A 22903-nucleotide genomic window follows, 5' to 3' on the forward strand; every position below is an offset into this window, starting at 1 on the left:
GCTTCGTTAGCCGCCCTACGGTGAGACAGCTGCCACCCACTCGTTCTCATATCCGCCGCCCATCCGCCCCGAACAGATGTGTCTTGGCCAGATCGAACGCAAAGGGAATGGTCTCGCCGATGCGGATCTGGCGCTGGCCGTCCAGCAGCACGGTGGCCGGTTGGCCGTCGGGGGTGCTGGTGTAAACCACCGTCGAGCCGCCGAGATGTTCCACGAGCTGGATGGAAGCTTCGCCGAGCGAGGATTGCGCCTGCGGGTTGACGTGTTCGGGGCGCACGCCGAAGGTCAGTGGTTCACCTTCGCCGGCCGCAACTGGTTTTTCCAGCACGATGCGCTGGCCGGCCACCTCGATGGTGCGGTTGGAACTGTCGCCTGAGGCGACCTTCGCCGAGAGGAAGTTCATCTTCGGCGAGCCGATGAAGCCGGCTACAAACTGGTTGGCTGGATTATTGTAGAGATCAAGCGGGCGGCCGACCTGCATGATGCGGCCGTCACGCAGGACGACGATCTTGTCGGCCATGGTCATGGCTTCCACCTGGTCATGCGTCACATAGATCATGGTGCTGCCGAGCGTCTGGTGCAGCTTGGCAATTTCGACGCGCATCTGCACGCGCAGTTCCGCATCGAGGTTGGAGAGCGGCTCATCGAAGAGGAAGATTTTCGGCTCGCGCACGATGGCCCGGCCGATGGCGACACGCTGGCGCTGGCCGCCGGAAAGCGCCTTCGGCTTGCGCTGCAACAGGGGGCCGATCTGCAGGATATCGGCGGCCTTCTGTACCCGCGCCTCGACTTCCGGTTTTTTGTAACCCGCGGTTTCCAGCCCGAAAGCAAGGTTTTTGTAAACGCTCATATGCGGATAAAGGGCATAGGACTGGAAGACCATGGCGATGCCACGCTTGGAGGCAGCGGTCTCGTTGACCCTCTCGCCATCAATACGAACGTCGCCTCCGGAGATTTCCTCCAGACCGGCGATCATGCGCAAAAGCGTGGATTTTCCGCAGCCTGAAGGGCCGACGAAAACGGTGAATTCGCCGGGTTCGATCTTGAGATCGATGCCGTGGATGACCGGAAAAGCGCCGAACCGCTTGACGATTTTTTCCAGAGTAATGCTGCTTGCCATGCTGTTTCTCCCGACTGTTGCGCCGCGCAAAGGGCAGCCGCGACAGTGTTGATGGTCTTATAAAATGTTTTCTCGGTTCAGCGTTTCATTCCCGTCGTGGCGATGCCTTCGATCAGCAGCCGCTGGAAAAACAGGAAGAACAGGAAGACCGGCACCAGTGACAGGTTGGACATGGCGAAAAGCGAGGTCCAGTCCGAGCTGCCGGTGGAATCCACGAAGGATCTGAGGCCGAGCTGCACGGTGTAGGTGTTGATGTCGTTCAGATAGATCAACGGCCCGAAGAAATCGTCCCAGGTCCAGATGAAGGAAAAGATGGCGGCCGTCGCCAGAACAGGCATCGATAGCGGCAGCATGATCTTCCAGTAGATGCGGAAGGGCGAGCAGCCATCCATGACAGCCGCCTCGTCCAGTTCACGCGGGATACCGCGGAAGAACTGCACCATCAGGAAGATGAAGAAGGCATCCGTCGCGAGGTACTTCGGCACGATCAGCGGCAGCGAGGTGTTCACCCAGCCCATTTCCAGAAACAGGATGTATTGCGGGATGAGCACGACATGATAGGGCAACATCAAGGTGCCGAGCATCAGCGCGAACCAGAAATTGCGCCCACCGAACCGCAGCCTCGCAAAGGCGAAGGCTGTGAGCGAGCAGCCGACCACATTGCCGATGGTGGCGAGCACCGAGATGAAGAAGGAGTTCCAGAAAAACTGCCCGAAACTCACCTGCAGCCCGGTCCAGCCGCGAATATAGCCGCCGACATCGACCGACGAGGGAATGAGCGAGGAAGAACCAAACAGCTCATCCTGCGGCCGGAACGAACCTGAAATCATCCACAGGATCGGATAGAGCATCGCAAATGAAGCGATGATCAGCGCCGTGTGGAGCATCACCGATTTCAGCGGCGAGCGTTGCGGGCCTTGTCCCGGCCGGGGAGCGGTAACAGCGTCAGTCATCGTAATGCACCCAGTATTTCGCGCTGAGGAACGAGAAGGCCGTGAACAGCGAGATGATGATCACCAAAATCCAGGCAAGCGCCGAGGCATAGCCCATGCGGAAGAAACCAAAGGCTTCCTGATAGAGGTAGAGCGTGTAGAACAGCGTCGAGTTGATCGGCCCGCCGGTGCCTTCGGAAATGATGAAGGCGGGCGTGAAGGCCTTGAAGGCGTCGATCGTCTGGATCACCGCATTGAAGAAGATGACAGGCGTCAAAAGCGGCAGGGTAATGCGGAAGAACTGCCGCATCTTGCCTGCACCATCGATTTCGGCAGCTTCATACATATCCTGCGGGATTTGTCTGAGACCCGCGAGGAAGATGATCATCGGCGAGCCGAACTGCCAGACGGACAGGATGACCAGCGTGTAGATCGAATAATCCGGATTGGAAATCCAGCTCGGCCCTTCATAACCGAATGCCTGCCACAGGATCATGTTGACGAGACCGTCAGAGGCGAAAAGCTGGCGCCAGAGTACCGCAATCGCCACGCTGGAGCCAAGCAGCGACGGCAGATAGAAGATCGCCCGGTAGAGCGTCAAACCCTTGATGCCGCGATTGAAGGCAAGCGCCACCAGCAACGCGAAGATGAGCTTCAGCGGCACCGACAGCAGCACATAGGTAAAGGTCACCTGCATGGCGGCTGCAAATTTCGGATCATCGGTGGCGATGCGCACATAGTTTGCCGCCCCCACCCAGTCCGGCGACTGCAACAGGTCATAATTGGTGAAGGACAGATAAAGCGACGCGAGCGCCGGGCCCAGCGTGAGGCCGAAGAAGCCAATCAGCCAGGGCAGAAGAAACAGGTAGGCGTGGATGTTGCGATCGAACATCCGCCTTGCGCCGCCCCGTTTCGGGAGAGCCACGCCACGGCTCTCCCCCACAAGAGTTTCAGATCGAAATGCCATACGCCATCACTTCCGTTTGATAACGGTTTCAGATTCCTTGACGAGACGGTCACCGCCCTCTTCAGGCGAAATCTTGCCGAAGCCAACTTCCTCCGCCGTGCGCTTGAGCACGAAGGCGAATTCGCCCGCACCCGGAGGTGGCGCCGGCGGCAGATCGCCGACACCGGGGGTAATCTCGGCAATATATTCCACCATGCTCTTGCTGACCTCGTCGAGCTTGGGGGTAAGCGCGTTACGCATGGATTCCGAGGCCGGAACGCCGCGTTCGACGCCCAGGATGTCGATGCCCTGTGGCTCAGCAACGAGGAAGTTGATGAACCCAACCGCCTGCTCGATGCCGGCGCTGCCATTGGCGACACTGATGAGCATGGAAGGCTTCAGATAATGGCCGGAAGGGCCATCCTTCGTGCTCTTCGGATAGGAGCTTATGGCAAGTTTCGCCTTGTTGAGCTTCTGATAACCGACGAACTGGTTGGAATGGGCAAATGCAGTTGCTGCCTTGCCCGTCGTCAGCGGGTTGGTTTCGATATTGAGCTGGTCGAGCGCCTGCACATCGGCCGGCACACAGGCGCCGCTCTTGCGCAGATCCGCCCAGAGCGTGAACCACTTGGTTGCGTCGGTCGGGTCGAAGCCGATGCCGCCATCCTGCGTGTAGAGCGATTTGCCGTTCTGGCGCAGCCAGTTTTCGAAGCTCGGCTCCACGCCGCTGGCATCGGCCGTGGCATAATAACCGGGCTTCGGCTTGTTCTTGCTGAGCTTGGCGGCGTTTTCGGCAAACTCTTCCCAGGTCTGTCCGGTTGACGGCGGTGTCGCGCCGGATTTTTCCCAGGCCGCCTTGTCGAAGAAGACAGCGCTGGAATTGACCCCGAGGTTGATGCCGTAAAGCTTGCCATCGACCCGACCGGAATCGATGTTCATCTTGCCGAAGTCCTCGATTTTCAAGCCCTTACCGATATAGTCGTCCAGCGGCGCCAGCGCGCCGCGACGGCCATATTCGAAGATGTAACGATAATCCATCTGAATCAGGTCAGGCGCATTGCGGCCGGCCACCTGCGTGGCAAGGCGCGGCCAATAATCACTCCAGCCGGCAAATTCGCCGGCAATGTCGAGATCCGGCTTGGCCTGCTTATAGGCTGCTATCGCCTTGTTGGTACGATCGGCGCGTTCCTGCGATCCCCACCACAACATCCGCAGCCGCGCGGCCTGAGCCTGCGCTGAACCGCCCCCCAATGTTGCGAGTGAAAGGGCCGCAAGCCCCGCTGAAAGCACACTTCTCCTGTGAAGCATCACGGACATTGGCAACTCCTCCCTATTGACTGCCAAATTGATGATGAGTGCAAACGACACTTGCCGTTTTATAACTAATTGGTTACATGGGAACACTGATCGCAAACATTGTCAAGCGGGTGCTGAAATGGAAGAAACGACAAAAAACCATCAGCCCGATCCGGCTCCTGAGAAAACGCCTGCCCCCAAGCGCAAACGCGCCACCGCACAGGTTCGAAACCCGGAAAGAACCAGGGCCGCCATCCTTGAAGCCGCTCGCCGCGAGGTGGCCGCCAAGGGGCTGGCGGGCGCACGGATAGACGTCGTCGCCCGCCGCGCCGGCACCAATAAGCGGATGATCTACCATTATTTCGGCGACAAGGATGCGCTTTATCTCGCCGTTCTGGAAGACGCCTATCGTCACATCCGCCACACCGAAGGGCGACTCGACCTCACCCGCAAGCCGCCTTCGGAGGGGTTGCGGGAGCTTGCGCTTTTCACCTGGCATTATTTCCTCGACCACCCCGAATTCCTGAGCATCCTTGCGACCGAAAACCTCAACAAAGCCCGCTATCTCAGGCAATCTCCGACGATTGCGGCCATGCATTCAAATTTCATTTCGGAGCTTGAAGAGGTGCTGCGGCGCGGTCGCGACACCGGCGAATTCCGCGATGGTCTGGATCCGATCGACGTTTATCTGACCATCGCTTCGCTCGGCGCATTCTATCTTTCGAACCGGTTTACGCTGTCGACGATCTTCCAGCGCGACCTGACCGACCCTGCCGAACTGGAACGCTGGGGCCAGCACATCGTCAACACGCTGCTTGCTGCAGTGCGGCCAGTCTGAGCCGGCAGAACCGAATTCTCGTTTAACAACAGCGACGACGCGCTATTCGCATCCGCGAAGCGCGTCGTTTTCTTTTGCGGCGCGGTGGAAACACCTTGCTGCTGCCCCTCTCGAAATTTGAATTTTGTCCGCCAAAAACACCTTGACAGATCGCATCCTTCACGACCACAAATAACCAAATGGTTACAAATTGCCATGTTTGACGGAAGCGGCATTTCGGGAGAGAGCCGCCTTGGGAGGAAATTCATGAAACGTATCGGCGTCATCATGCACGGCATCACCGGCCGCATGGGTTACAACCAGCATCTCGTGCGCTCCGTTCTCGCTATTCGCGATCAGGGCGGCGTGCTTTTGAAGAACGGCGAAAGGGTCATGCTCGACCCCATTCTGGTCGGTCGCAATGGCGCGAAGATCGAGGAAATCGCTAGGAAGCACAATGTCGCCCGCTGGACGACCGATATCGATGCTGCTTTGGCGAACCCTGATGACACGCTGTTCTTCGATGCCGGCACCACGCAGATGCGCGGCAGCCTTTTGGAGAAGGCCATCAAGGCCGGCAAGAACGTCTATTGCGAGAAACCCATTTCCGACACCATGGAAGAGGCGCTGGCGATTGCCCGGCTGGCCGAAAGCGCCAGCATCAAACACGGCGTGGTGCAGGACAAGCTGTTCCTGCCGGGCCTTCGCAAGCTCGCCATGCTGCGCGACAGCGGCTTTTTCGGCAAAATCCTCTCGGTGCGCGGCGAGTTTGGTTATTGGGTATTCGAGGGCGACTGGCAGCCGGCGCAGCGCCCTTCATGGAATTACCGCCTGAAGGATGGCGGCGGCATCATTCTCGATATGCTGTGCCACTGGCGTTATGTGCTCGACAACCTCTTCGGCCCGGTGAAATCGGTAAGCTGCCTTGGCGCGACCCATATTCCCGAGCGTTTCGACGAACAGGGCAAAGCTTATAAGGCGGATGCGGACGATGCGGCCTATGCCACTTTCGAGCTGGAAGGCGGCGCTATCGCCCACATCAACTCCTCATGGGCGGTGCGCGTGCGCCGCGACGATCTCGTCACCTTCCAGGTGGATGGCACCCATGGCTCGGCGGTGGCGGGCCTGACGAAATGCTTTACCCAGCACCGCACCAACACGCCGAAGCCGGTGTGGAACCCCGACCAGCCGCAAACCATCGATTTCTACAAGACCTGGCAGGAGGTTCCTGACAACGTCACCTATGACAACGGCTTCAAGGCGCAGTGGGAAATGTTCGTGCGCCATCTCGTCGATAATGACCCATGGCCCTACGGGCTGATGGAAGGCGTGAAGGGCGTGCAGCTTGCCGAGCTGGGGCTGAGATCGTGGAAGGAACGCCGCTGGCTCGACGTTCCCGCCATTTCGTAAGGAGGCCAAGGTGAGCGAACTCAAGCTTCCGAGGGAAGACCGCAGCATCGAGGTCTACAGACTATCAGGCACGCCGGTTCCCGTCGAAAAACGAAGTGCTGCGGATTTCAACCGCGTCGCTTTCGCCGCCGCCCATGTGGTGGCCGATCCGTTTGCCGATAACGACCCGTGGCTGACGCCCGCCATCGACTGGGACGCAACCCTGCGCTTCCGTCACCGCCTGTGGGACCTCGGCCTCGGTGTCGCCGAGGCGATGGATACTGCACAGCGCGGCATGGGGCTGGCATGGCCACAGGCGCAGGAACTGATCTCCCGTTCGCTGAAGGAAGCAGCGCCCCGCAAGGATGCGCTGATTGCCTGCGGCGTGGGCACCGACCATCTGAATGGCGGCGGTTATGATCTAAACCAGATTACCGACTCTTATCTGGAACAGCTTGATTTTGTTCAGGGAGAAGGCGGGCGGGTAATCCTGATGGCGAGCCGCGCGCTGGCCGCTGCTGCCCGTTCCCCGGATGATTATCTCAAGGCTTATGCCAAGGTGCTTTCCCGCGCCGAGCAGAAAGTGGTGATCCACTGGCTGGGTGAGATGTTCGACCCGGCGCTCGAGGGTTACTGGGGTTCCGGCGACCATATGACGGCCATGGAAACCTGCCTTGCCATGATCGAGGAAAATGCCGACAAGATCGACGGCATCAAGATTTCGCTTCTTTCCAAGGAGAAGGAAATCGCCATGCGCCGCCGCCTGCCGGCAGGCGTGCGCATGTATACCGGCGACGACTTCAATTATGCCGAACTGATCGCCGGTGATGAACAGGGCCATTCGGACGCTCTGCTCGGCATTTTCGACGCCATTGCGCCGGCCGCCTCCAAGGCGCTGGCCAGCCTGAAGCGCGGCGCGGACAATGAATTCTTCGATATTCTGGAGCCGACCGTGGCGTTGTCACGCCATATCTTCAAGGCCCCGACCCGCTTCTACAAGACCGGCGTGGTGTTCCTCGCCTATCTCAACGGGTTGCAGGAGCATTTCACCATGGTTGGCGGGCAGGAAAGCACCCGCTCCACCCAGCATTTCGCCGAGCTTTTCCGGCTGGCGGACAAGGCCAATGTGCTGGCCGAGCCGGATCTGGCGACGCATCGTATGAAGGCGTTTCTGGCCGTCCGCGGCATCGACTGACGCAGAACAAGGGGAGATACAGAGATGAGCCTTGAAGGCCTTTCCATCAATTTCGCCACCGTGCGTCAGGGCGGCTCCTTCGACGCCATTGTCGATGCCTGTCTTGCGCACGGCATTACCGCCATTTCGCCCTGGCGCGAGCAGGTGCACGGTATCGGGCTTGCCGAAGCCGCGCGCATCGTTGAGCAGAACGGCATCCGCCTCTCCGGCCATTGCCGTGGCGGCTTTTTCCCCGCCCCCGATGCGGAAGGCCGCCGTCTGGCAATCGAGGACAATAAACGCGCGGTCGATGAAGCCGCCGTCATGAAGGCCGATTGCCTTGTGCTGGTCGTGGGTGGTCTACCCGCCGGCTCGCGTGACCTCAAAGGGGCGCGGCAGATGGTGGAGGACGGCATGGCCGAACTTCTGCCCTATGCGCGGGCTGCCGGCGTGCCGCTTGCCATCGAACCGCTGCATCCGTTCTATGCCGCCGAGCGGGCCTGTTTCAACACGCTGAAACAGTCGCTCGATCTCTGCGACCGGCTGGGGGCGGGCACCGGCGTCGCCATCGATGTCTACCACGTCTGGTGGGACCCGGAACTGGAGGAGCAGGTGGCGCGCGCCGGCAGGAACGGGCAAATCCTCGCGCATCATATCTGCGACTGGCTGGTGCCGACCACCGATCCGCTCAATGATCGCGGCATGATGGGCGACGGCGTCATTGACCTGAAGGCATTTCGCGCCATGATCGAGGCCGCCGGCTTCCATGGTCCGCAGGAAGTGGAGATTTTTTCGCATCGCTGGCAGGCACGCCCGATGGACGAGGTTCTCACCACCGTCGTCGAGCGTTTCAAGACTGTTTGTTGAGATATCCGGGAGAGAGACAATGCCTGAAAGGGTGAAACGCAAACGTTATGCGCTGGTCGGCACCGGCAATCGCGGCACCACCATGTGGGGCCGCGAACTTCTGGCCGGCTGGAGCGATTATGTCGAGCTGGTCGGCATTTGCGACCTGAACCTGATGCGCGCCGAACGCGCCCGCGCCATGATGGGATCGAGCGCGCCACTTTACGACGATTTCGACCGCATGATGCTGGAGCAGAAACCTGAACTGGTCATCGTCTGCACGCCTGATGACACCCATGACGACATCATCATCCGCGCCCTGGAGGGCGGTGCCGATGTCATCAGTGAAAAGCCCATGACCACCACCCCGGAAAAGATCGACCGCATTCGCGCTGCGGAGGCCAAAAGCGGCCGGCGCGTCGATGTGTCCTTCAATTACCGTTTCTCGCCGACGGCCGCGCGAATCAAGGAATTGATCGATGACGGCGCGATCGGCACGGTGACGTCGGTCGATTTTCACTGGTATCTGGATAACCAGCATGGCGCGGATTATTTCCGCCGCTGGCACGCCTTCACCGAACATTCCGGCAGCCTGTTCGTCCACAAGGCCACGCACCATTTCGATCTTCTGAACTGGTATCTCGATTCCGACCCCGTGGAAGTGAAAGGTTTCGGGCAATTGCTGCATTATGGCAAGAACGGCCCGTTCCGCGGAACGCGCTGTCGCACCTGTCCGCACAAGAACGAGTGCGATTATTTCATGGATCTCGGCGCCGATCCCTTTCTCGATGCGCTTTATGAAGACCCTTCGAGCATCGACGGTTATATGCGCGATGCCTGTGTCTTCCGCGAGGAGATCGATATCCCTGATACGATGAGCGCCTCGATCCGTTATGCCAGCGGCGTGCAGGTTTCCTATTCGCTCAACACCTATATGCCGATCGAGGGTCATCACATTGCCTTCAACGGCCATAAGGGCCGAATCGAAATGCGCCAATATGAAAAGCAGCCCTGGACGGAACCGCCGGCCGACGAAATCCTTGTCGTGAAAAGCTTTGGCGGCGGCGTCGAACGCATCTGGGTGCCGCATGAGCCGGGCGGCCATTATGGCGGCGATAACCGCATGCGCGACATGATCTTCAAGCCCGGCTCGAACGACCGGCTGCGGCAGCGGGCCGGCTCACGCGCCGGCGCCATGTCGGTTCTCTGTGGTGTGGCGGCGCTGAAGAGCGCCCGTGAGGGCGGCTCTGAGGCCGTGAAATCTCTGCCGCTGTAGAATCTTCGGCGCGCGGCCCCTTCGATAGCGGGCCGCACGCTGCAATTGGCAAAAAGAACGGACGATATTCCGCAGATTACGCGCTTCTTCCATCCCGGTAAGATGATGGCCGGGGGAAGAAAGAGTGAATTATGTCCAGTTTTGAATCCTTCGTTCCGCTTATCATCATCGGCGCCAGCCTCTTTGTTTTCTTCAAATGGGTGGGACGCGATATGAACAGGGACGAGAAAAAACCGCGATCCCGCCGATGAAGGCTTAACACCTGCGCACAACCATGCGCGGCAGCGGAACCTCGCGCTTCTCCCGGCGTTTTCTTTCCAAAGGAGAACACGCCATGACGCAGCCAAAAAAGCCGAAAACAGACGAAAAAGGCCCTTCGAAGGCCAGTGAGATTCCGCCTGCCGGCCCGCACGCCAAACCCTCCCTCACCGATTATGACAAGACGCCGGGCGCAGGCAGCTTGCCGGATGGCGACAACTCGAAGGATGTTTCACCGGGGGCCGGTTGACACGTATCCCGCGCGGCGCGCGGGTGCCAGGCAGCGGGGAAAATGTTTGTAAAATACTTACTTACAAGAAATACTAAGATGGCCTCACGTATTTTCCACAGCGCCCACGTTGCAAAATTGAAAATTCCGGCTATATTTGCCCAATCGACAATTGCTTGTGACCGACGCTCCAGCCCTGTGCTCTCGTTGGATTTCCTCTCAAATAATCGATCCAATCCCGCAAGGTATCGCGGGAACCACAACGATTGCTACGAAAGGAAATCGTTATGAACACTGGTACTGTAAAGTGGTTCAACGCCACCAAGGGCTTCGGCTTCATTCAGCCTGACAACGGCGGCACGGACGTTTTCGTTCACATCTCCGCAGTTGAGCGCGCAGGTCTGCGTTCGCTGAATGACGGCCAGAAGGTCACCTACGACATCGTTCAGGACCGTCGCTCGGGCAAAAGCTCCGCCGACAATCTGCGCGCTGCCTGATTTTTCATTCGCGCCGCTGGCGTCAACACGGCAACGGCGCGAAATGATTCTGAGAGGTCGGGTTACGCCCGGCCTTTTACTTTTTTTGGCCATGGGAGGCCCTCATGCGCAAAAATCTTTACCGCACCGGCGATGCGATTGTCCTCAAGGCGGGCGTCCTTGGCGGCAATCAGCCCAGCGGTCCCGGCCGGATCGTCATGGTTCTGCCGGAAACACAGGGTCTGGTCCGTTTCAGGGTTCGTTTTCAGAACGAGAACTTCGAACGGAACATTGCATCCGATGAAATCGATACCGCTTCGTCCTCATCTCGAGTAATGGATGCGGAAAGTTCAGCACCGCGTGCTTCGGGATCCAGCTGGATCAACTCGAACACGATCAAAATCAGAAAATAGCAGCAGCGGCTGCTTTAAGGAGATATTTTGCAGGTCATCGTCAGAGATAACAATGTCGAGCAAGCGCTTCGCGTCTTGAAGAAGAGAATGCAGCGCGAAGGTATTTTCCGCGAAATGCGTGCCCGCGAAGCTTACGAAAAGCCGTCGGCAAAGCGCGTTCGTGAAGAAGCCGAAGCCGTGCGCCGCCACCGCAAGCTGGCGAGAAAAAAGATGCAGCGCGAGGGACTGCTGCCGGCTCCTAAAAAGGCTGCCCGCACCCGCTAACCGCTAATCTTGCCTTCCCGCAAAGGAGAACGTCATGACCGAACCAAAAGAGGCTGTTTTCAAACCCGAAAAACTGTCCTCTCAGGATAAGGCGTCGATGACGGACAAGGCGGCAAGACAGATTATCACTGCCGAATCCGACCAGCGCGCGCGCAAGACGGAACGGCTTCGCCAGCTTCGCGAAGCGCAGGAGGCGGCAACCGCCGCCACTCCGCACACCCCTGCCAAAAGGCCGTCCGGCAAAAAATAGCGCGGTTGCGCATTTTGCCGCCGTCCACTCGAAAAACCTCTTGAACCTTATACGCAACAGGCGCACCTTTCGCCTGTCAGCAACCTGTTGAAGGGCGCTGGTGATTGAGGGCAGACAGTCCTCGCCCCAAACGAAAGGAGGACGTCATGTCTTCCGAGTTTTATGCACCAAGCCTTTCACGCAACCTCGTCCGCACCGGCGGCGCGGGGTACCGGGAAAATGCATCGCTGCGCCTGCTTCTGAACGCTGCTGAAGAAACGGCCGTTCGCCAGGATCGCGATACCTGCTTTTCGGTCTTTCCCGATTTTGGCGTCCAGACCGACGTGTTGAAGAGAGCCGTTCCCGCGGGCCGCATCCGCCTGTCCAACTCGACCCTGTCCTTCGGGAAACATTCACTCACGGGACCACCTTCGCCCTGAGGGTGAAGGCGATTCCGCCCCCTGTCCGCCTTGAGCGACCATGCTCACGCGTTACATCACATACCGCTTCAACACGAGGAGAACACCATGGCCAAGGGTCAATTGCGCAGCAACAAGGAAGTCCGCAAACCAAAGAAGGACAAGACCAAAGCCGCGGAGGCAGCACCGACCGGTTCGCAGGTCAAGTTCGCAAACGCCACGACGGCGGATGGCAAGAAGAAATAACAGGGTTTGAGCTGGCCGCCGGCAGATTATAGAGGGTAAAACATCCTTTTAGCTTCCGGACTTGTTTTGGCCACATTGCCCACCTATATAGCTCATATAGCAGCTGCTGGTGAGCGCGAATGAAATTGTCGTTCGCAGTTGTTTTAGTCGCTTTAGACTTTTGACCACGGATGTACTGGCACTGGTGTTGAAAGCGATATGAGGAAGGTCGGTGCAATATTGCCCCGGCCTTTTTTGTTGCCCGCAATGCCGAAGATTACAGATTACAAATATCTCCGAACGGGCGACCACCAGCCGAATTAACTTGCCTATCGCCCGCAAAGGGCGCACGCTTATTCATCGGTAATCAATGGGCGTTACCGCCGTCAGGCTGCTATGCCGTCCGCAAGCCCCCGTCCTGCGCATGTCGTTGACCGACAGGACCGTTTCGCAAATTTACACGACATGCACGGCGGCATCGGCCGGGACACCGGAAACGGTTTTCTTTGGAAAAGCCCGTCGTTTCAAAACGTTGAAGCGTCCTTCCACAGCGTCCCCACGGACGCTTGGCGCTCCGGCTTTGTGTACTCCACAGAAAGGAGGACGTCATGTCTTCCACATGCGACAATTGCATCATCTCATCACGAGACCTGAAAATGCTTCAATCGGTGCTCGAAGGTCTCGGTTATGACCGCCACCTCATAGATGATGAAGCCCTTCTTTATAACAATGCGGCCCGCAAGGTGATCCAGCTGTTTCAGGACGGACTGACCGACCCGGACGATCTTTCCGAGGAAATGCTGTTTCTGTTCGGCACTCACAAACATGAACGTGTGAAGGCGTGGAAACCGCTGCCGCGTTACGCGATCCAGGGCCTGCCGCCGCTCTATCGGTGAGGAAATGCCCCCCTCGTGCCTTACATGAAGAGCAATCTTCAAAATCACCGAAGAAAATAACGGCTTGGCAAATGCCATATATCAGGCAACACTGAAATGGAGCGTCCTGAATGCGTTCTAGCGCAATACGGGACGCTCCCCGTATGGAATTGCAGCATCGGATATTGCAGAGCCACGACTGGCTTGCGGCAATGTCTGAACCGGGTTTCATATCGGCAAGTTTTGCGTCTGCGTGGAGGGTGGAGTATGACGTATGACTGGAGCGGCCGCAGGATGCGGCGTATGCGAGCGGCGAAACTGACGATTATCAGCCTCGTCGCGGCATTCATACTGACGGCTCCGATCTTTGCGCATTACTGAAGCCGCTCAAATTTAACCTCCGATCAAACCGTCTGGCTGATCTTTGCCGGCTTTTTCAGACGGTTCTTCAGCCATTTCTGAACGGGCTGATCATAATGCACCGTCAGCCACCAGGACAGGCAGGTCGTCCCGACCAGGAAAGCGATGCCGGCCGGCAAAGCCATGTTCGTCCCATCGACCACGGGCATCAGAAGCTCCGTCCAGGCAAGAAGCGGAATATGCAGAACATACACCGCATAGGACGCCGTACCCAAAAACACCGACACCATTGCCGTCCCGCGGCCCGGAACCGTCTGGCTTGCGACGAACAATAGCAGCGGCCAGATGAAAAGCACGACCGTAAGATCAAAAAACGGTCGAAGCTCCCGCGTCATCGGCACGGCGAGGATGAAGCAGACCAGCAGAAGACAGAGAGCAGCCTGTACCGGCCGCAGCCGCGGCGCGCGGTTACGGTAACGATAAATCAGCGCACCGACGAAAAATGAGAAAAATACCCGCCCCATGCCGGCATACATTTCATTCCAGCGAAAACCCGCATGGAGCCTGCCAAACTCAGCGGCGGCCACCATCAGCACAATGGCGCTGACGGCCAGCACCGCAACCGTCTGTTTCGTTGTGGCCCGCACGCCCCAACGGGCATAAAACACATTCACCACCAGTTCATTGAACAGCGACCATGCCGGGCTGACGAGGAACAACGCGCCGTTGAGGGTAAGCGTGAAGGGAGCTGGCAGAAAGAGAAGTCCCGTCACCAGCGCGAAAGCCAGCTCGCCGGGATCGATATGACGATGAAGATCATCGATCGGCGTCGGCAGGCCCAGCACATAAAGACAGATGAAATAGGCGGCCATCAAGGCCAGCGCCAACCCGTAAAGCGGATAAAGACGTGCAAAGCGCGCCTTCATGAAAAAGCTGGGGGTAATCGCTCCCTCGAGCAACCTCCTGCTATAGGCATGCGCCAGCACAAAACCGCTCAAGGCAAAGAACAGATCCACCGCGAGATAGCTCGACGCCGTGCTTTTTCCGAAAAGCTGCTCGGCATGACGGTGAACGATGAAGAGGGCAGCCACACCCCTTATGCCGTCGAGCAATATGAAGCGTTCCGGGGACGTTTGGACCATGGCGTTGAGGCTCTGTGAGACTGGACGATATTATTCCACAAAAACGAGGTTTAACGCGCAGCGGTTCATCGCTTCCAGTCACAAACTGTTTAACGCAGCATACTCTGCGCAATATTATGAAACACTTCCCCTTGGCCGACACTCTTCCGCAGACGTTAAAGGCGTGCTACGTCCGGATGTCATCGATGCATTGCCCCTTTGACTTTGCGCATCACGCCCCGCGAAAACCGGCTTCGATTTTTGTGGGATACCCTAAGCGCAAATCTGACCGGGCGGATCGGAGACAGGCAACTTTCGCGGAGTCCCATTATGTCCAGCATTGCAGACCGTATCAGAAAAATCATCGTGGACCAGCTTGGCGTAGACCCCGCCACGGTCGTCGACGACGCCAATTTTGCTGACGATCTCGGTGCCGATTCCCTCGAAGTCGTTCAGGTCGTCATGGAAATCGAAGAAGAATTCGGCGTGGAAATTCCCGATTCCGCCGCAAACACGATCCTGACCGTGGGTGATGCCATCCGCTTCATCGAAAAAAACAAGGCCTGATTTCAGGCCTGATTTTGGGCGTACGCGGCAGCGGCGGGTTTACCCCGGCGTGCGGCTCGGGCTGGCCATTGCGAAGGAAATCATCGAACGCTTCGGCGGCACGATCACCATTCGCGAACCACAAAAAATGGCCTGATCCAGACCATGATCTTCGCCAGAGCGGGGGCTTGAAAGACGGCCGGGCACCATCCGCCCGGCGCATCTTTCGCTGAGTGTAAAAGATATATGATAAAATTAGTCATGTTTATTGCCATGGGGTGATTTTTCACCTATGCAGCCCGGGATCGCTCAATTCTTCCGACCGGGAACCCGCCTCATGTGGAGCAAGCCCACGTCCCGCGCACGCATCGATGATGCCGTACAGCTCTATTATGAGGAACTGTGCAAGGCCATGAACCGGCGCGGACACACGACTGCCATTTCGCAGGAGATCGTCCATGATCTTTACGTGCGGCTGACCGGCAAACCCCGGCTTCCCGAAAATACCTCGCTCATCCGCGCCTTTCTGGTGCGCGCCTGCGCCAATCTCGGCATCGACCGCCGCCGCCGCGAACAATTCGAGCGCAGGCTGTTTTCGGGCAGCATGGAGGAAGCGCTTGCCGCGCCACAGCCGGTCAATGATGCCGATAGCCTCGCCGACAGGGAACATCGCCTGAAAGTGCTGCGCCGCGCCGTCATGTCCATGTCGCTACAGCGCCGGCAGGTCTTCCTTGCCAGCAGCATCGGCAACCTGAATTCGGTTGAGATCGCCGCGCGAAGCGGCATCAGCAAGAACATGGTCGATCGTCATCTGCGCAAGGCCTATCTCCATTGCCTTGATTGCCTGGAGGAAACGCTGTGACGGGATCGGCAAAAAGCGCCTCGACGCTGCGGGAAGAGGCCGTCGACTGGTTCCTGCGGCGACGGGAAAGCCCGGACGACCTCATGCTGGCCGCGCATTTCGATGACTGGATCGCCGGGGATGAACGACATGCAAAGGCTTATGAGCGTGTCCGATGTCTTATGGGCGACGCCGGCGCCCTTCTGGCGGCCGATCAGGCGTTTCTGGCCAAGGCAACACGCAGGCGCGGCGGCGGCAAAGCCAAGGCGGCAGCGGCGGCCATTGCCGGCGTCTCGCTGCTTTCCGCCTTTTACCTCACCGACATGCCCATGCGTCTGCGTTCCGACCATATGTCCGGCACGGCGGAACGGCAGGTCGTCACCACGCCCGATGGTTCGACCATCACCCTGAACGCCCACTCCGCGATTGCACTGCGTTTCTCGAAAGAGGAGCGACGCATTGTGCTGCTGCGCGGGGAAATTTTCGTTGAAGTCGCCCCCGATGCGGCGAGGCCTTTTTCAGTCGAGGCGGCAGGCGGCACGACCACCGCGCTCGGGACAGCCTTCGATGTCGATATGCGCAACGACGCGACGAGCGTGACGGTGCTGGAACACAGCGTGCAGGTGGAAACGGGCAAGCAGGGCCAGAATGGCCGGGTTCATGAAAACCAGCGCGTCGATTATTCGCCCAACGGCCAGCTTGGCAGCATAGAAACGGTCGATCCCTCCTCCGTCGCCGCCTGGCGCAACGGCCGCTTCATCTTCGAGGACAGGCCGCTTGCAGAAGTGGTGGAAACCTTCGAGCGTTATCTTCCCGGCCGCATCGTCATGACGCGGCAGAGCCTGCGGCAAAAGCGGCTGTCGGGCAATTTCGATCTTTCCAACCCCGGTGCCGCTCTTGCGGATCTGGCTGCCGCGCTGGAAATCGGCGTCATCAAAGCCGGCCCTTATCTGACGGTTCTTTATTGAGTGAAATTTCTTCGCCGGGGGTGTCCTTAAAAAACGGGCCCGTTCGTTCGTGGAGCAGAACAATATCTGCCGCCCCGGAGAGGTGCCCGAAATGACCAGACCAGAACCCGCTTTCCGCCACGGGACACGCGCCCGCGCATCGTTATTTTCCCTTTTGCTTGCCAGTGCGGCCGTGGCGGCTATTCCCGCCCAGGTCTCGGCGCAGCAAACCCAGAAGGTGGCGATCAACCTGCCCGCCGGCAACATGGCGACCGCGCTCAATCGTCTCGCCAGCCAGTCCGGCCTGCAGATGGTTTATGACGCCTCTGTCGCCAAAGGTCTGAAAAGCGCTTCCGTATCCGGAACCATGACGCCGGCCGAGGCGCTGGAACGGCTGCTTTCGGGAACCGGCATTCGTTACCAGTTCATCGGCGAAAAAACCGTCCGCATGGAAATGGCCAACCGTTCCGCCGCCGCCACCGAAGGCGGTGAAAGCACCGTGCTCCAGCCAATTACACTCAAGGGCGGACGCGTCTTCAACGGCGATGCCCCAAGCGTGGTCGAGATCGATCAGGCCGCCATCGAGGCCGCACAATCCAATTCCCTGCCGCAACTTCTTCGGAAAACCCCGGGCGTCAGCTCCAGCGGCGGTGTGCGCTCGCAAGGGCAATCCACCTCCATTCGCGGCTTTGCCCGCCAATCCGACGTGCGGCTGCTGCTGGATGGCGCACCGAAGAATTTCGAGCGTTACGATCAGGGTACCGTCTTCATCGATCCGGAACTGCTCAAGCGCGTGGAAATCCAGAAAGGCGCGACATCCGTCCGTTATGGCAATGGTGGCTTTGGCGGCACCGTCATCATGGAAAGCAAGACGGCTTCCGACATGCTGAAACCGGGCCAGAGCTTCGGCGCATGGGGCAAGACCAGCTTCCAGTCGGCCAACAAGCAGAAGCTCGGATCGGCGGCGATCTACGGAAAATCCGATTTCGGCGGGCCTGTAACCTATGACGGGCTTGCCTCGATCATCTGGCGCAAGAGCGACAATATGCGCGTCGGCGGGGGTCAGGTCTATGACGCGTCCAACGATAAGATCACCTCTTTCTCCGCCAATGCCGGTGCCGCCTATGACGGCCACGAGCTGCGCGCTTCGGTCATTTACGGCAAATCTGGCGATTACGGCCCGCTTGCCGCCAATCGCGGTGATCTCGGTCTGACGGCCTACTCCATCAAGACCTATGGTTTTGATCTGGCACGGCTCAGGGCACTGGCCTGGCGCGACATGGAGGATTTTTCCTCAACGCTGAAATATTCCTATGACGGTGACAGCGACCTCGTGAATTTCAAGGCAATGGCGAGCTTTTCGGCCACCAGCCTCGACATGACCCGTCCGGCCATTCCGGGTTTCGTTCCGACAGGCTCGCTCGGCGGCATGCAGGACGACACGAAATATACCGACTTCAAGCTGGAGGCGGAAAACACGTCCAATTTCGAGCTCGGCGGCGTGTCCCATGTCGCCAATTATGGCGTGCAATATATGCGCCATGAGCGGGACTCGTGGATGTACGACATCGCCAACCGCACCAGCGCCCAATATAATTACGGCCGTTATGCCTCATGGATCAAACCGGAAGGCAAGCAGGAAACCATCGCCGCCTTCTTCCGTGACGAGATCAGCCTGACCGACACGTTCAAGGTGACGCCGGGCATCAGGTTCGACCATATCCGCTCGCAAGGCGTGCCCAATGCCGCGCCGCGTTACAACACACCCGCCGCCGGTCACGATTATTCGGCCGTGTCCCACAGCGGCGCGACGCCGGCTCTCAGCATGCGCTGGGAAGCGGTGCCCGGCACCACCTTCTTTGCCGACTGGGCCTATGCCATGCGCGCGCCGGTCATTGACGAACTCTATTCGAGCCAGAGTCTGGCAACCACGGCGTCGGGAACCTCGCGTAACCTGAAGGTCGAGCGCAACAACAACTTCAATATCGGCGTTTCCCAGCGTTTCGATGACGTGTTCCAGAACGGCGACAGCCTGACGGCTTCGATCGGCGGCTTTTACAACAATGTCACCAATCCCATCACCCGCCGGTTCGGCAGCGCCAACCTTACCCGCGTCAAGAACGTGCCCTTCTACTGGAACACGCCGTCCTACAAGATTTACGGCCTCGATGTCTCGGCGAGTTATGATTCCGACTACGTCTTCGGAAATCTCGGGCTTTCCTGGATGAACGGTTCCCGCAACGGCGCGATCAACGACGTCTATGGTCCCGATACCTATATGAACGACCTGTCGCCGCTGACCGCCAACCTTCAACTGGGTTACAAGTTGCCGGACTGGGATCTGGCGCTGAGCTGGAACGGCCAGTTCGTCGCCCATCAGGAGCGCACACCGGTCAATCAGGGTACCGGATACTTCTACGCACGGCCGGAAAGCCTTGGTTACGCCGTGCATGGCATCGCCCTCGACTGGACACCGAAGGAGGGCATGATGGCCGGGCTGGAAGTGCATGCCGCAGTCGAAAACCTGTTCGACAAATATTACTTCCCCTATCTCAGCGACGGTATCGCCGCCCAGCCGGGCCGCAATTTCAAGCTGTCGATCAGCCGCAGGTTCTAAACGGTGTAGCAAGCTGAAAACCAAGAGGGCGGAAACCGTTTCCGCCCCCTCACCCGTTGATCACTTTAGTTGAAGACTTTCGGCATAGGCCATCATCAGCGGCCCGACGCCTTTGGCGTCATCGGAGACAACCGGCTCGGTCAGGTAATAGTCCGGGGAGCCATCGCGATAATTGCCCTCAAAGCCGCCAAGGCCGGCAACATGGACGATGCCGGTAAGGCGGACGACACCCTCCTCGTCAGCCTTGAGCCGCGTCTCCAGCAATGCATCAAGCGCCCGACGGCCAGCCGCGCGGGCAACATCCGCCTCTTTACCTGATAAAAGCCGCAGCCGGCTCGCCCGCAGCAAGGCATAAGCGAACATTGCCGAGGCCGAGGTTTCCTGGTAATTGCCGGCAAGGGTCGGATTATCGAGCACCTGCATCCACAGGCCGTTCTCCGTCTGCCGTGCGGCAATTCCGGCCAGAATCAGACGCGTCTTTTCCCGAAGCTCCGCCGTCCTGTCATCATCCGGCAGGATGACCAGCGCATCCACCAGCGCCATGGCAAGCCAGCCCACCGCACGCGCCCAGATGGCCGGCGATTTGCCGCTTGCGGGATCGGCCCAGCGCTGGTCGCGGCTTTCATCATAGCCATGGACATAAAGCCCGCCGGCATCCGCCGTCAGTGCAAGCGCGGTTGCGAATTGCCGAAGTGCATCGTCGATCAGTTCAGGCTGACCTGTCGCCTGCGCATATTCGATCTGGAAAGGCAGCCCCATATAAAGCCCATCCAGCCAGACCTGATGCGGGTAACGCTTCTTGTGCCAATAATTGCCCGCCTTGATGCGCGGATGGCTGTGGAGCTGGCCTGCCAGATGTTCTGCGGCAGCCAGATAACGCGCCTCACCCGTTTCTGCCGCCAGCGGAAAGAGGACGCGACCGGCGAGAACATGATCGATATTATATTCTTCCGGCGCGTAACCGGTAAGCACTCCATCGGCCGATATCTGCGCATCAGCCAGACGATGAAGATGTTCGCCCCAGCGCCGGTCTCCGCTTGCCTGAAACAGAAGCTGCAGCCCCCGATAGATACATCCATCCTCATAACACCAGCTGCCACCCTTGTAGTGCCGGTATCGTTTTGAGAATTGATCAAAATAATCAGTGGCTTTCATGAATTTTCTCAACAAGATTACAACGTCCGCCGGCCCGATATGCAAAGACCCATCAACCAGGCATGATGGGTCTGCCTTGCCCAATCGTCTCGACTGAAATCATGCCCCGGCGAATGGCGGCAGCTTGAACAGGGCTTCAGGATTTTCCACCAGCGCATAATGGCGCGCAGCGTCATCCGGCAACCAGCCGAGAACCAGTTCCGCAAGCCTTGCATCATCCGGATAGGCTGCGGTCTCCCTGATGGAATTATGCGGCCAGTTTGTGCCCCAGACGATGCGTTCCGGCGCATGGGCCGCAATCGCCCGCGAAAAGGCGGCAACGTCTTCATAGGGCCAGCTGTCGCGCGCGCTTTCATAGACGCCGGCGAACTTGAACCAGAGATTGCCGCGGTCGATGAGTTTTAGAAGTGCCGCCATTTCCGGGCCATCGGTTTTGATGCCCTTGAAGAACTTGCCGTGGTGATCGAACACCCAGCGTGAGCGAATTTTTTCAAGGCGCGGCAGGTGATCGAGCAGCGTATTGCCATCAAACTGCACCGCCACCATCCAGTCGGCGGCGTGCGCCCGCTCATCGACCGCTTCCAGCTCGGACAGGTTCACGGCACCACCCGGCAGGTCCATGATGCGCGCCCCGACGGTACCGGCAGCGGTGAGGCTTTCCATGTCCTTTTCGGTCGTACTCGCATCGATGATGACAACCGCGCGGGCCGCTTCGCCGATTTCAGCAACGCAGGCAAGCGTATTGGCATTGTCGCGCTGGTGGGCATTGCCCTGGGTGATGATGACCCGGTCGATGCCGAGCCATTGCATCAGCTTTCGGTAGTCGGCGGGACCGGGAAGCGAGCCCGGCGGCAGGCCCGGCCCGCCCGGCAAGGCGGGGTAGCCTGGCAGATAAAGATGCATCTGCGTATCGACAGCGCCTCTCGGAAAAGCAGGGTTCGGCGCTTCACCCGTCAACTGGCGTTCAAGCTCACTCATGCGTCCGGCATCCTGAATTCGATAAGGGCATCCCGGTTGATTTCAATGCCGAGACCCGGACCATCGGGAATGGCGACAACGCCATTGACCGCCTCGATCGGCTTGCTCAGAACCGCCTGCCGGAACGGATTATAAGTGCGGTCGAATTCCATGATCGGCTCTATCGGATTGACGCGCACCGGATCGGGCGTCATCGCCGCCATGAATTGCAACGCGGCGGCGATCTGCACACCCGTGCCCCAGACATGCGGCACGATGCGCACGCCATGTAACGTGGCAAGCGTGGCAATCTTCTGCGTTTCGGAAAAACCACCGCAGCCGCAGAGATCGGGCTGGAGAATATCCACAGCACCGGCAGACAGCGCCTGCCACATGCCATAACGCCCGTGCCAGGTCTCACCGCCCGCAACCGGGATCGGTTGGCCTGCCCGCACCCGCTGATAGGCATCGAGTTGTTCTGGAACCACCGGCTCCTCGAACCAGTCGACGCCATAGTCGGCAGCGCGGTTGCCGAGCGCGATGGCTTCGGTCACGGTATAACCGTGATTGGCGTCGATCATCAGCCGCATATCCGGCCCGATCGCCTCGCGCACGGCAGCGATGACCCGGAGGTCCTCTTCAATGCCGAAACCGATCTTGATCTTGCAGGCGTGAAAGCCTTCCGCCCGGCGTTCCGCCATCTCGGACGCATTGTCGGAAACGCGGTCGACACCATCGCGCTTGAAGCTGCCGGTGGCATAGGCCCGCACGCTTTCGCGCCAGCGTCCGCCAAGCAGCATGGAGATGGAAGCGCCGTAATGCTTGCCCTTGATATCCCAGAGCGCGATATCGATGCCGGAAAGCGCCGTGAGGCTGAGGCCGCGCTGGCCCTGATCGCGCAGGGCATTATAAAGCACGGCCCAGATTTTTTCGGTCTGGCGCGGGTCCTGGCCGATGAGCCAGCCGGCGTAAGCCTGAACCACGGCGGCGTTCGGTCTGGCCGGACCGAGGCATTCGCCCCAGCCGACCGTTCCGTCATCACATTCGATCTCCACCAGAATATGGGCGCGACGATCAAAGCGCATGGAAGCGCTTTCAAACGGCGTGTCCAGCCGGTGTTCGAGCAGATGCGTGCGCACCGCAGTGATTTTCATGGCTCCCCTCCCGTCATGCCG

The 22903-nt window shown here is 59.0% G+C and carries 25 protein-coding genes; 17 read left to right on the forward strand and 8 right to left on the reverse strand.

From position 1 onward, the window contains the following. Positions 1-46: 46 nt before the first annotated feature. The 4 genes from FCH38_RS20525 to FCH38_RS20540 all read right to left on the reverse strand — a co-directional run bounded on the left by FCH38_RS20525 (position 47) and on the right by FCH38_RS20540 (position 4315). Positions 47-1120 (reverse strand): ABC transporter ATP-binding protein, encoded by a 1074-nt coding sequence (locus FCH38_RS20525; RefSeq protein ID WP_149901440.1) that lies wholly within the window; start codon positions 1118-1120, stop codon positions 47-49. A 77-nt stretch (positions 1121-1197) separates the two neighbouring features. Next, a complete protein-coding gene (locus FCH38_RS20530; protein ID WP_174374962.1) occupies positions 1198-2073 on the reverse strand; it encodes a carbohydrate ABC transporter permease in 876 nt (291 codons plus the stop codon). Next, positions 2066-2944, reverse strand: a complete 879-nt coding sequence (locus FCH38_RS20535; protein ID WP_149901489.1) for a carbohydrate ABC transporter permease — start codon at positions 2942-2944, stop codon at positions 2066-2068. The genes FCH38_RS20530 and FCH38_RS20535 overlap by 8 nt, the downstream gene beginning before the upstream one ends. Before the next feature lie 81 nt (positions 2945-3025). Next, complete coding sequence (locus FCH38_RS20540) at positions 3026-4315, reverse strand: ABC transporter substrate-binding protein (RefSeq protein ID WP_174374964.1); 1290 nt, start codon at positions 4313-4315, stop codon at positions 3026-3028. A gap of 118 nt (positions 4316-4433) precedes the next feature. Here FCH38_RS20540 and FCH38_RS20545 point away from each other — a divergent pair, with 118 nt between their 5' ends. The 13 genes from FCH38_RS20545 (at position 4434) to FCH38_RS20605 (ending at position 13205) form a co-directional block, all read left to right on the forward strand. Further along, positions 4434-5132: a TetR/AcrR family transcriptional regulator gene (locus FCH38_RS20545; protein ID WP_153516707.1), complete on the forward strand. Its 699-nt coding sequence runs from the start codon at positions 4434-4436 to the stop codon at positions 5130-5132. A gap of 246 nt (positions 5133-5378) precedes the next feature. Continuing rightward, on the forward strand, positions 5379-6521 hold the full coding sequence (locus FCH38_RS20550) for a Gfo/Idh/MocA family protein (protein ID WP_174374965.1): 1143 nt from the start codon (positions 5379-5381) through the stop codon (positions 6519-6521). A 10-nt stretch (positions 6522-6531) separates the two neighbouring features. After that, positions 6532-7695 (forward strand): DUF993 family protein, encoded by a 1164-nt coding sequence (locus FCH38_RS20555; RefSeq protein WP_174374966.1) that lies wholly within the window; start codon positions 6532-6534, stop codon positions 7693-7695. A gap of 24 nt (positions 7696-7719) precedes the next feature. After that, entirely contained in the window at positions 7720-8541 is an 822-nt protein-coding gene (locus FCH38_RS20560) for a sugar phosphate isomerase/epimerase family protein (protein WP_174374967.1), read from the forward strand. Positions 8542-8560: 19 nt separating this feature from the next. After that, positions 8561-9796, forward strand: coding sequence for a Gfo/Idh/MocA family protein (locus FCH38_RS20565; RefSeq protein ID WP_174374968.1), 1236 nt, complete (start codon positions 8561-8563; stop codon positions 9794-9796). Between the two features lie 334 nt (positions 9797-10130). Then, entirely contained in the window at positions 10131-10304 is a 174-nt protein-coding gene (locus FCH38_RS20570; RefSeq protein ID WP_174374969.1) for a hypothetical protein, read from the forward strand. A gap of 266 nt (positions 10305-10570) precedes the next feature. After that, positions 10571-10780, forward strand: coding sequence for a cold-shock protein (locus FCH38_RS20575; RefSeq protein WP_046800412.1), 210 nt, complete (start codon positions 10571-10573; stop codon positions 10778-10780). A 104-nt stretch (positions 10781-10884) separates the two neighbouring features. Further along, positions 10885-11172, forward strand: a complete 288-nt coding sequence (locus FCH38_RS20580) for a cold-shock protein (protein ID WP_149901446.1) — start codon at positions 10885-10887, stop codon at positions 11170-11172. A gap of 27 nt (positions 11173-11199) precedes the next feature. Continuing rightward, positions 11200-11436, forward strand: coding sequence for a 30S ribosomal protein S21 (rpsU, locus tag FCH38_RS20585; protein WP_046800410.1), 237 nt, complete (start codon positions 11200-11202; stop codon positions 11434-11436). A 34-nt stretch (positions 11437-11470) separates the two neighbouring features. Next, positions 11471-11686 (forward strand): hypothetical protein, encoded by a 216-nt coding sequence (locus FCH38_RS20590; protein WP_149901447.1) that lies wholly within the window; start codon positions 11471-11473, stop codon positions 11684-11686. Between the two features lie 146 nt (positions 11687-11832). Continuing rightward, a complete protein-coding gene (locus FCH38_RS20595) occupies positions 11833-12105 on the forward strand; it encodes a hypothetical protein (protein ID WP_149901448.1) in 273 nt (90 codons plus the stop codon). Between the two features lie 87 nt (positions 12106-12192). Continuing rightward, entirely contained in the window at positions 12193-12330 is a 138-nt protein-coding gene (locus FCH38_RS20600) for a hypothetical protein (RefSeq protein WP_174374970.1), read from the forward strand. Positions 12331-12917: 587 nt separating this feature from the next. After that, positions 12918-13205, forward strand: a complete 288-nt coding sequence (locus FCH38_RS20605; RefSeq protein ID WP_153516704.1) for a hypothetical protein — start codon at positions 12918-12920, stop codon at positions 13203-13205. A gap of 383 nt (positions 13206-13588) precedes the next feature. On the opposite strand, the gene FCH38_RS20610 is transcribed toward FCH38_RS20605, so the two are convergent. Further along, positions 13589-14686, reverse strand: coding sequence for an acyltransferase family protein (locus tag FCH38_RS20610; RefSeq protein ID WP_174374971.1), 1098 nt, complete (start codon positions 14684-14686; stop codon positions 13589-13591). A 309-nt stretch (positions 14687-14995) separates the two neighbouring features. Between FCH38_RS20610 and FCH38_RS20615 the strand changes: the two genes are divergently transcribed. From FCH38_RS20615 to FCH38_RS20630, 4 genes are all read left to right on the forward strand, one after another. After that, positions 14996-15232, forward strand: a complete 237-nt coding sequence (locus FCH38_RS20615) for an acyl carrier protein (RefSeq protein WP_046800405.1) — start codon at positions 14996-14998, stop codon at positions 15230-15232. A 316-nt stretch (positions 15233-15548) separates the two neighbouring features. Beyond that, a complete protein-coding gene (locus FCH38_RS20620; RefSeq protein WP_174374972.1) occupies positions 15549-16073 on the forward strand; it encodes an RNA polymerase sigma factor in 525 nt (174 codons plus the stop codon). After that, positions 16070-17020, forward strand: coding sequence for a FecR domain-containing protein (locus FCH38_RS20625; protein WP_174374973.1), 951 nt, complete (start codon positions 16070-16072; stop codon positions 17018-17020). The genes FCH38_RS20620 and FCH38_RS20625 overlap by 4 nt, the downstream gene beginning before the upstream one ends. 91 nt (positions 17021-17111) lie before the next feature. Continuing rightward, entirely contained in the window at positions 17112-19616 is a 2505-nt protein-coding gene (locus FCH38_RS20630; RefSeq protein ID WP_236776669.1) for a TonB-dependent receptor, read from the forward strand. Between the two features lie 60 nt (positions 19617-19676). Here FCH38_RS20630 and FCH38_RS20635 read toward each other — a convergent pair whose 3' ends face one another. The 3 genes from FCH38_RS20635 to FCH38_RS20645 all read right to left on the reverse strand — a co-directional run bounded on the left by FCH38_RS20635 (position 19677) and on the right by FCH38_RS20645 (position 22882). Beyond that, a complete protein-coding gene (locus tag FCH38_RS20635) occupies positions 19677-20771 on the reverse strand; it encodes a glycoside hydrolase family 88/105 protein (RefSeq protein ID WP_174374974.1) in 1095 nt (364 codons plus the stop codon). A gap of 99 nt (positions 20772-20870) precedes the next feature. Beyond that, positions 20871-21749 (reverse strand): amidohydrolase family protein, encoded by an 879-nt coding sequence (locus tag FCH38_RS20640; RefSeq protein WP_174374975.1) that lies wholly within the window; start codon positions 21747-21749, stop codon positions 20871-20873. Beyond that, a complete protein-coding gene (locus FCH38_RS20645) occupies positions 21746-22882 on the reverse strand; it encodes a D-galactarolactone cycloisomerase (RefSeq protein WP_174374976.1) in 1137 nt (378 codons plus the stop codon). Before FCH38_RS20645 ends, FCH38_RS20640 begins: the two co-directional genes overlap by 4 nt. Positions 22883-22903 lie beyond the last annotated feature (21 nt).

The organism is Agrobacterium tumefaciens (assembly GCF_013337285.1).
GTDB lineage: Bacteria > Pseudomonadota > Alphaproteobacteria > Rhizobiales > Rhizobiaceae > Agrobacterium > Agrobacterium burrii.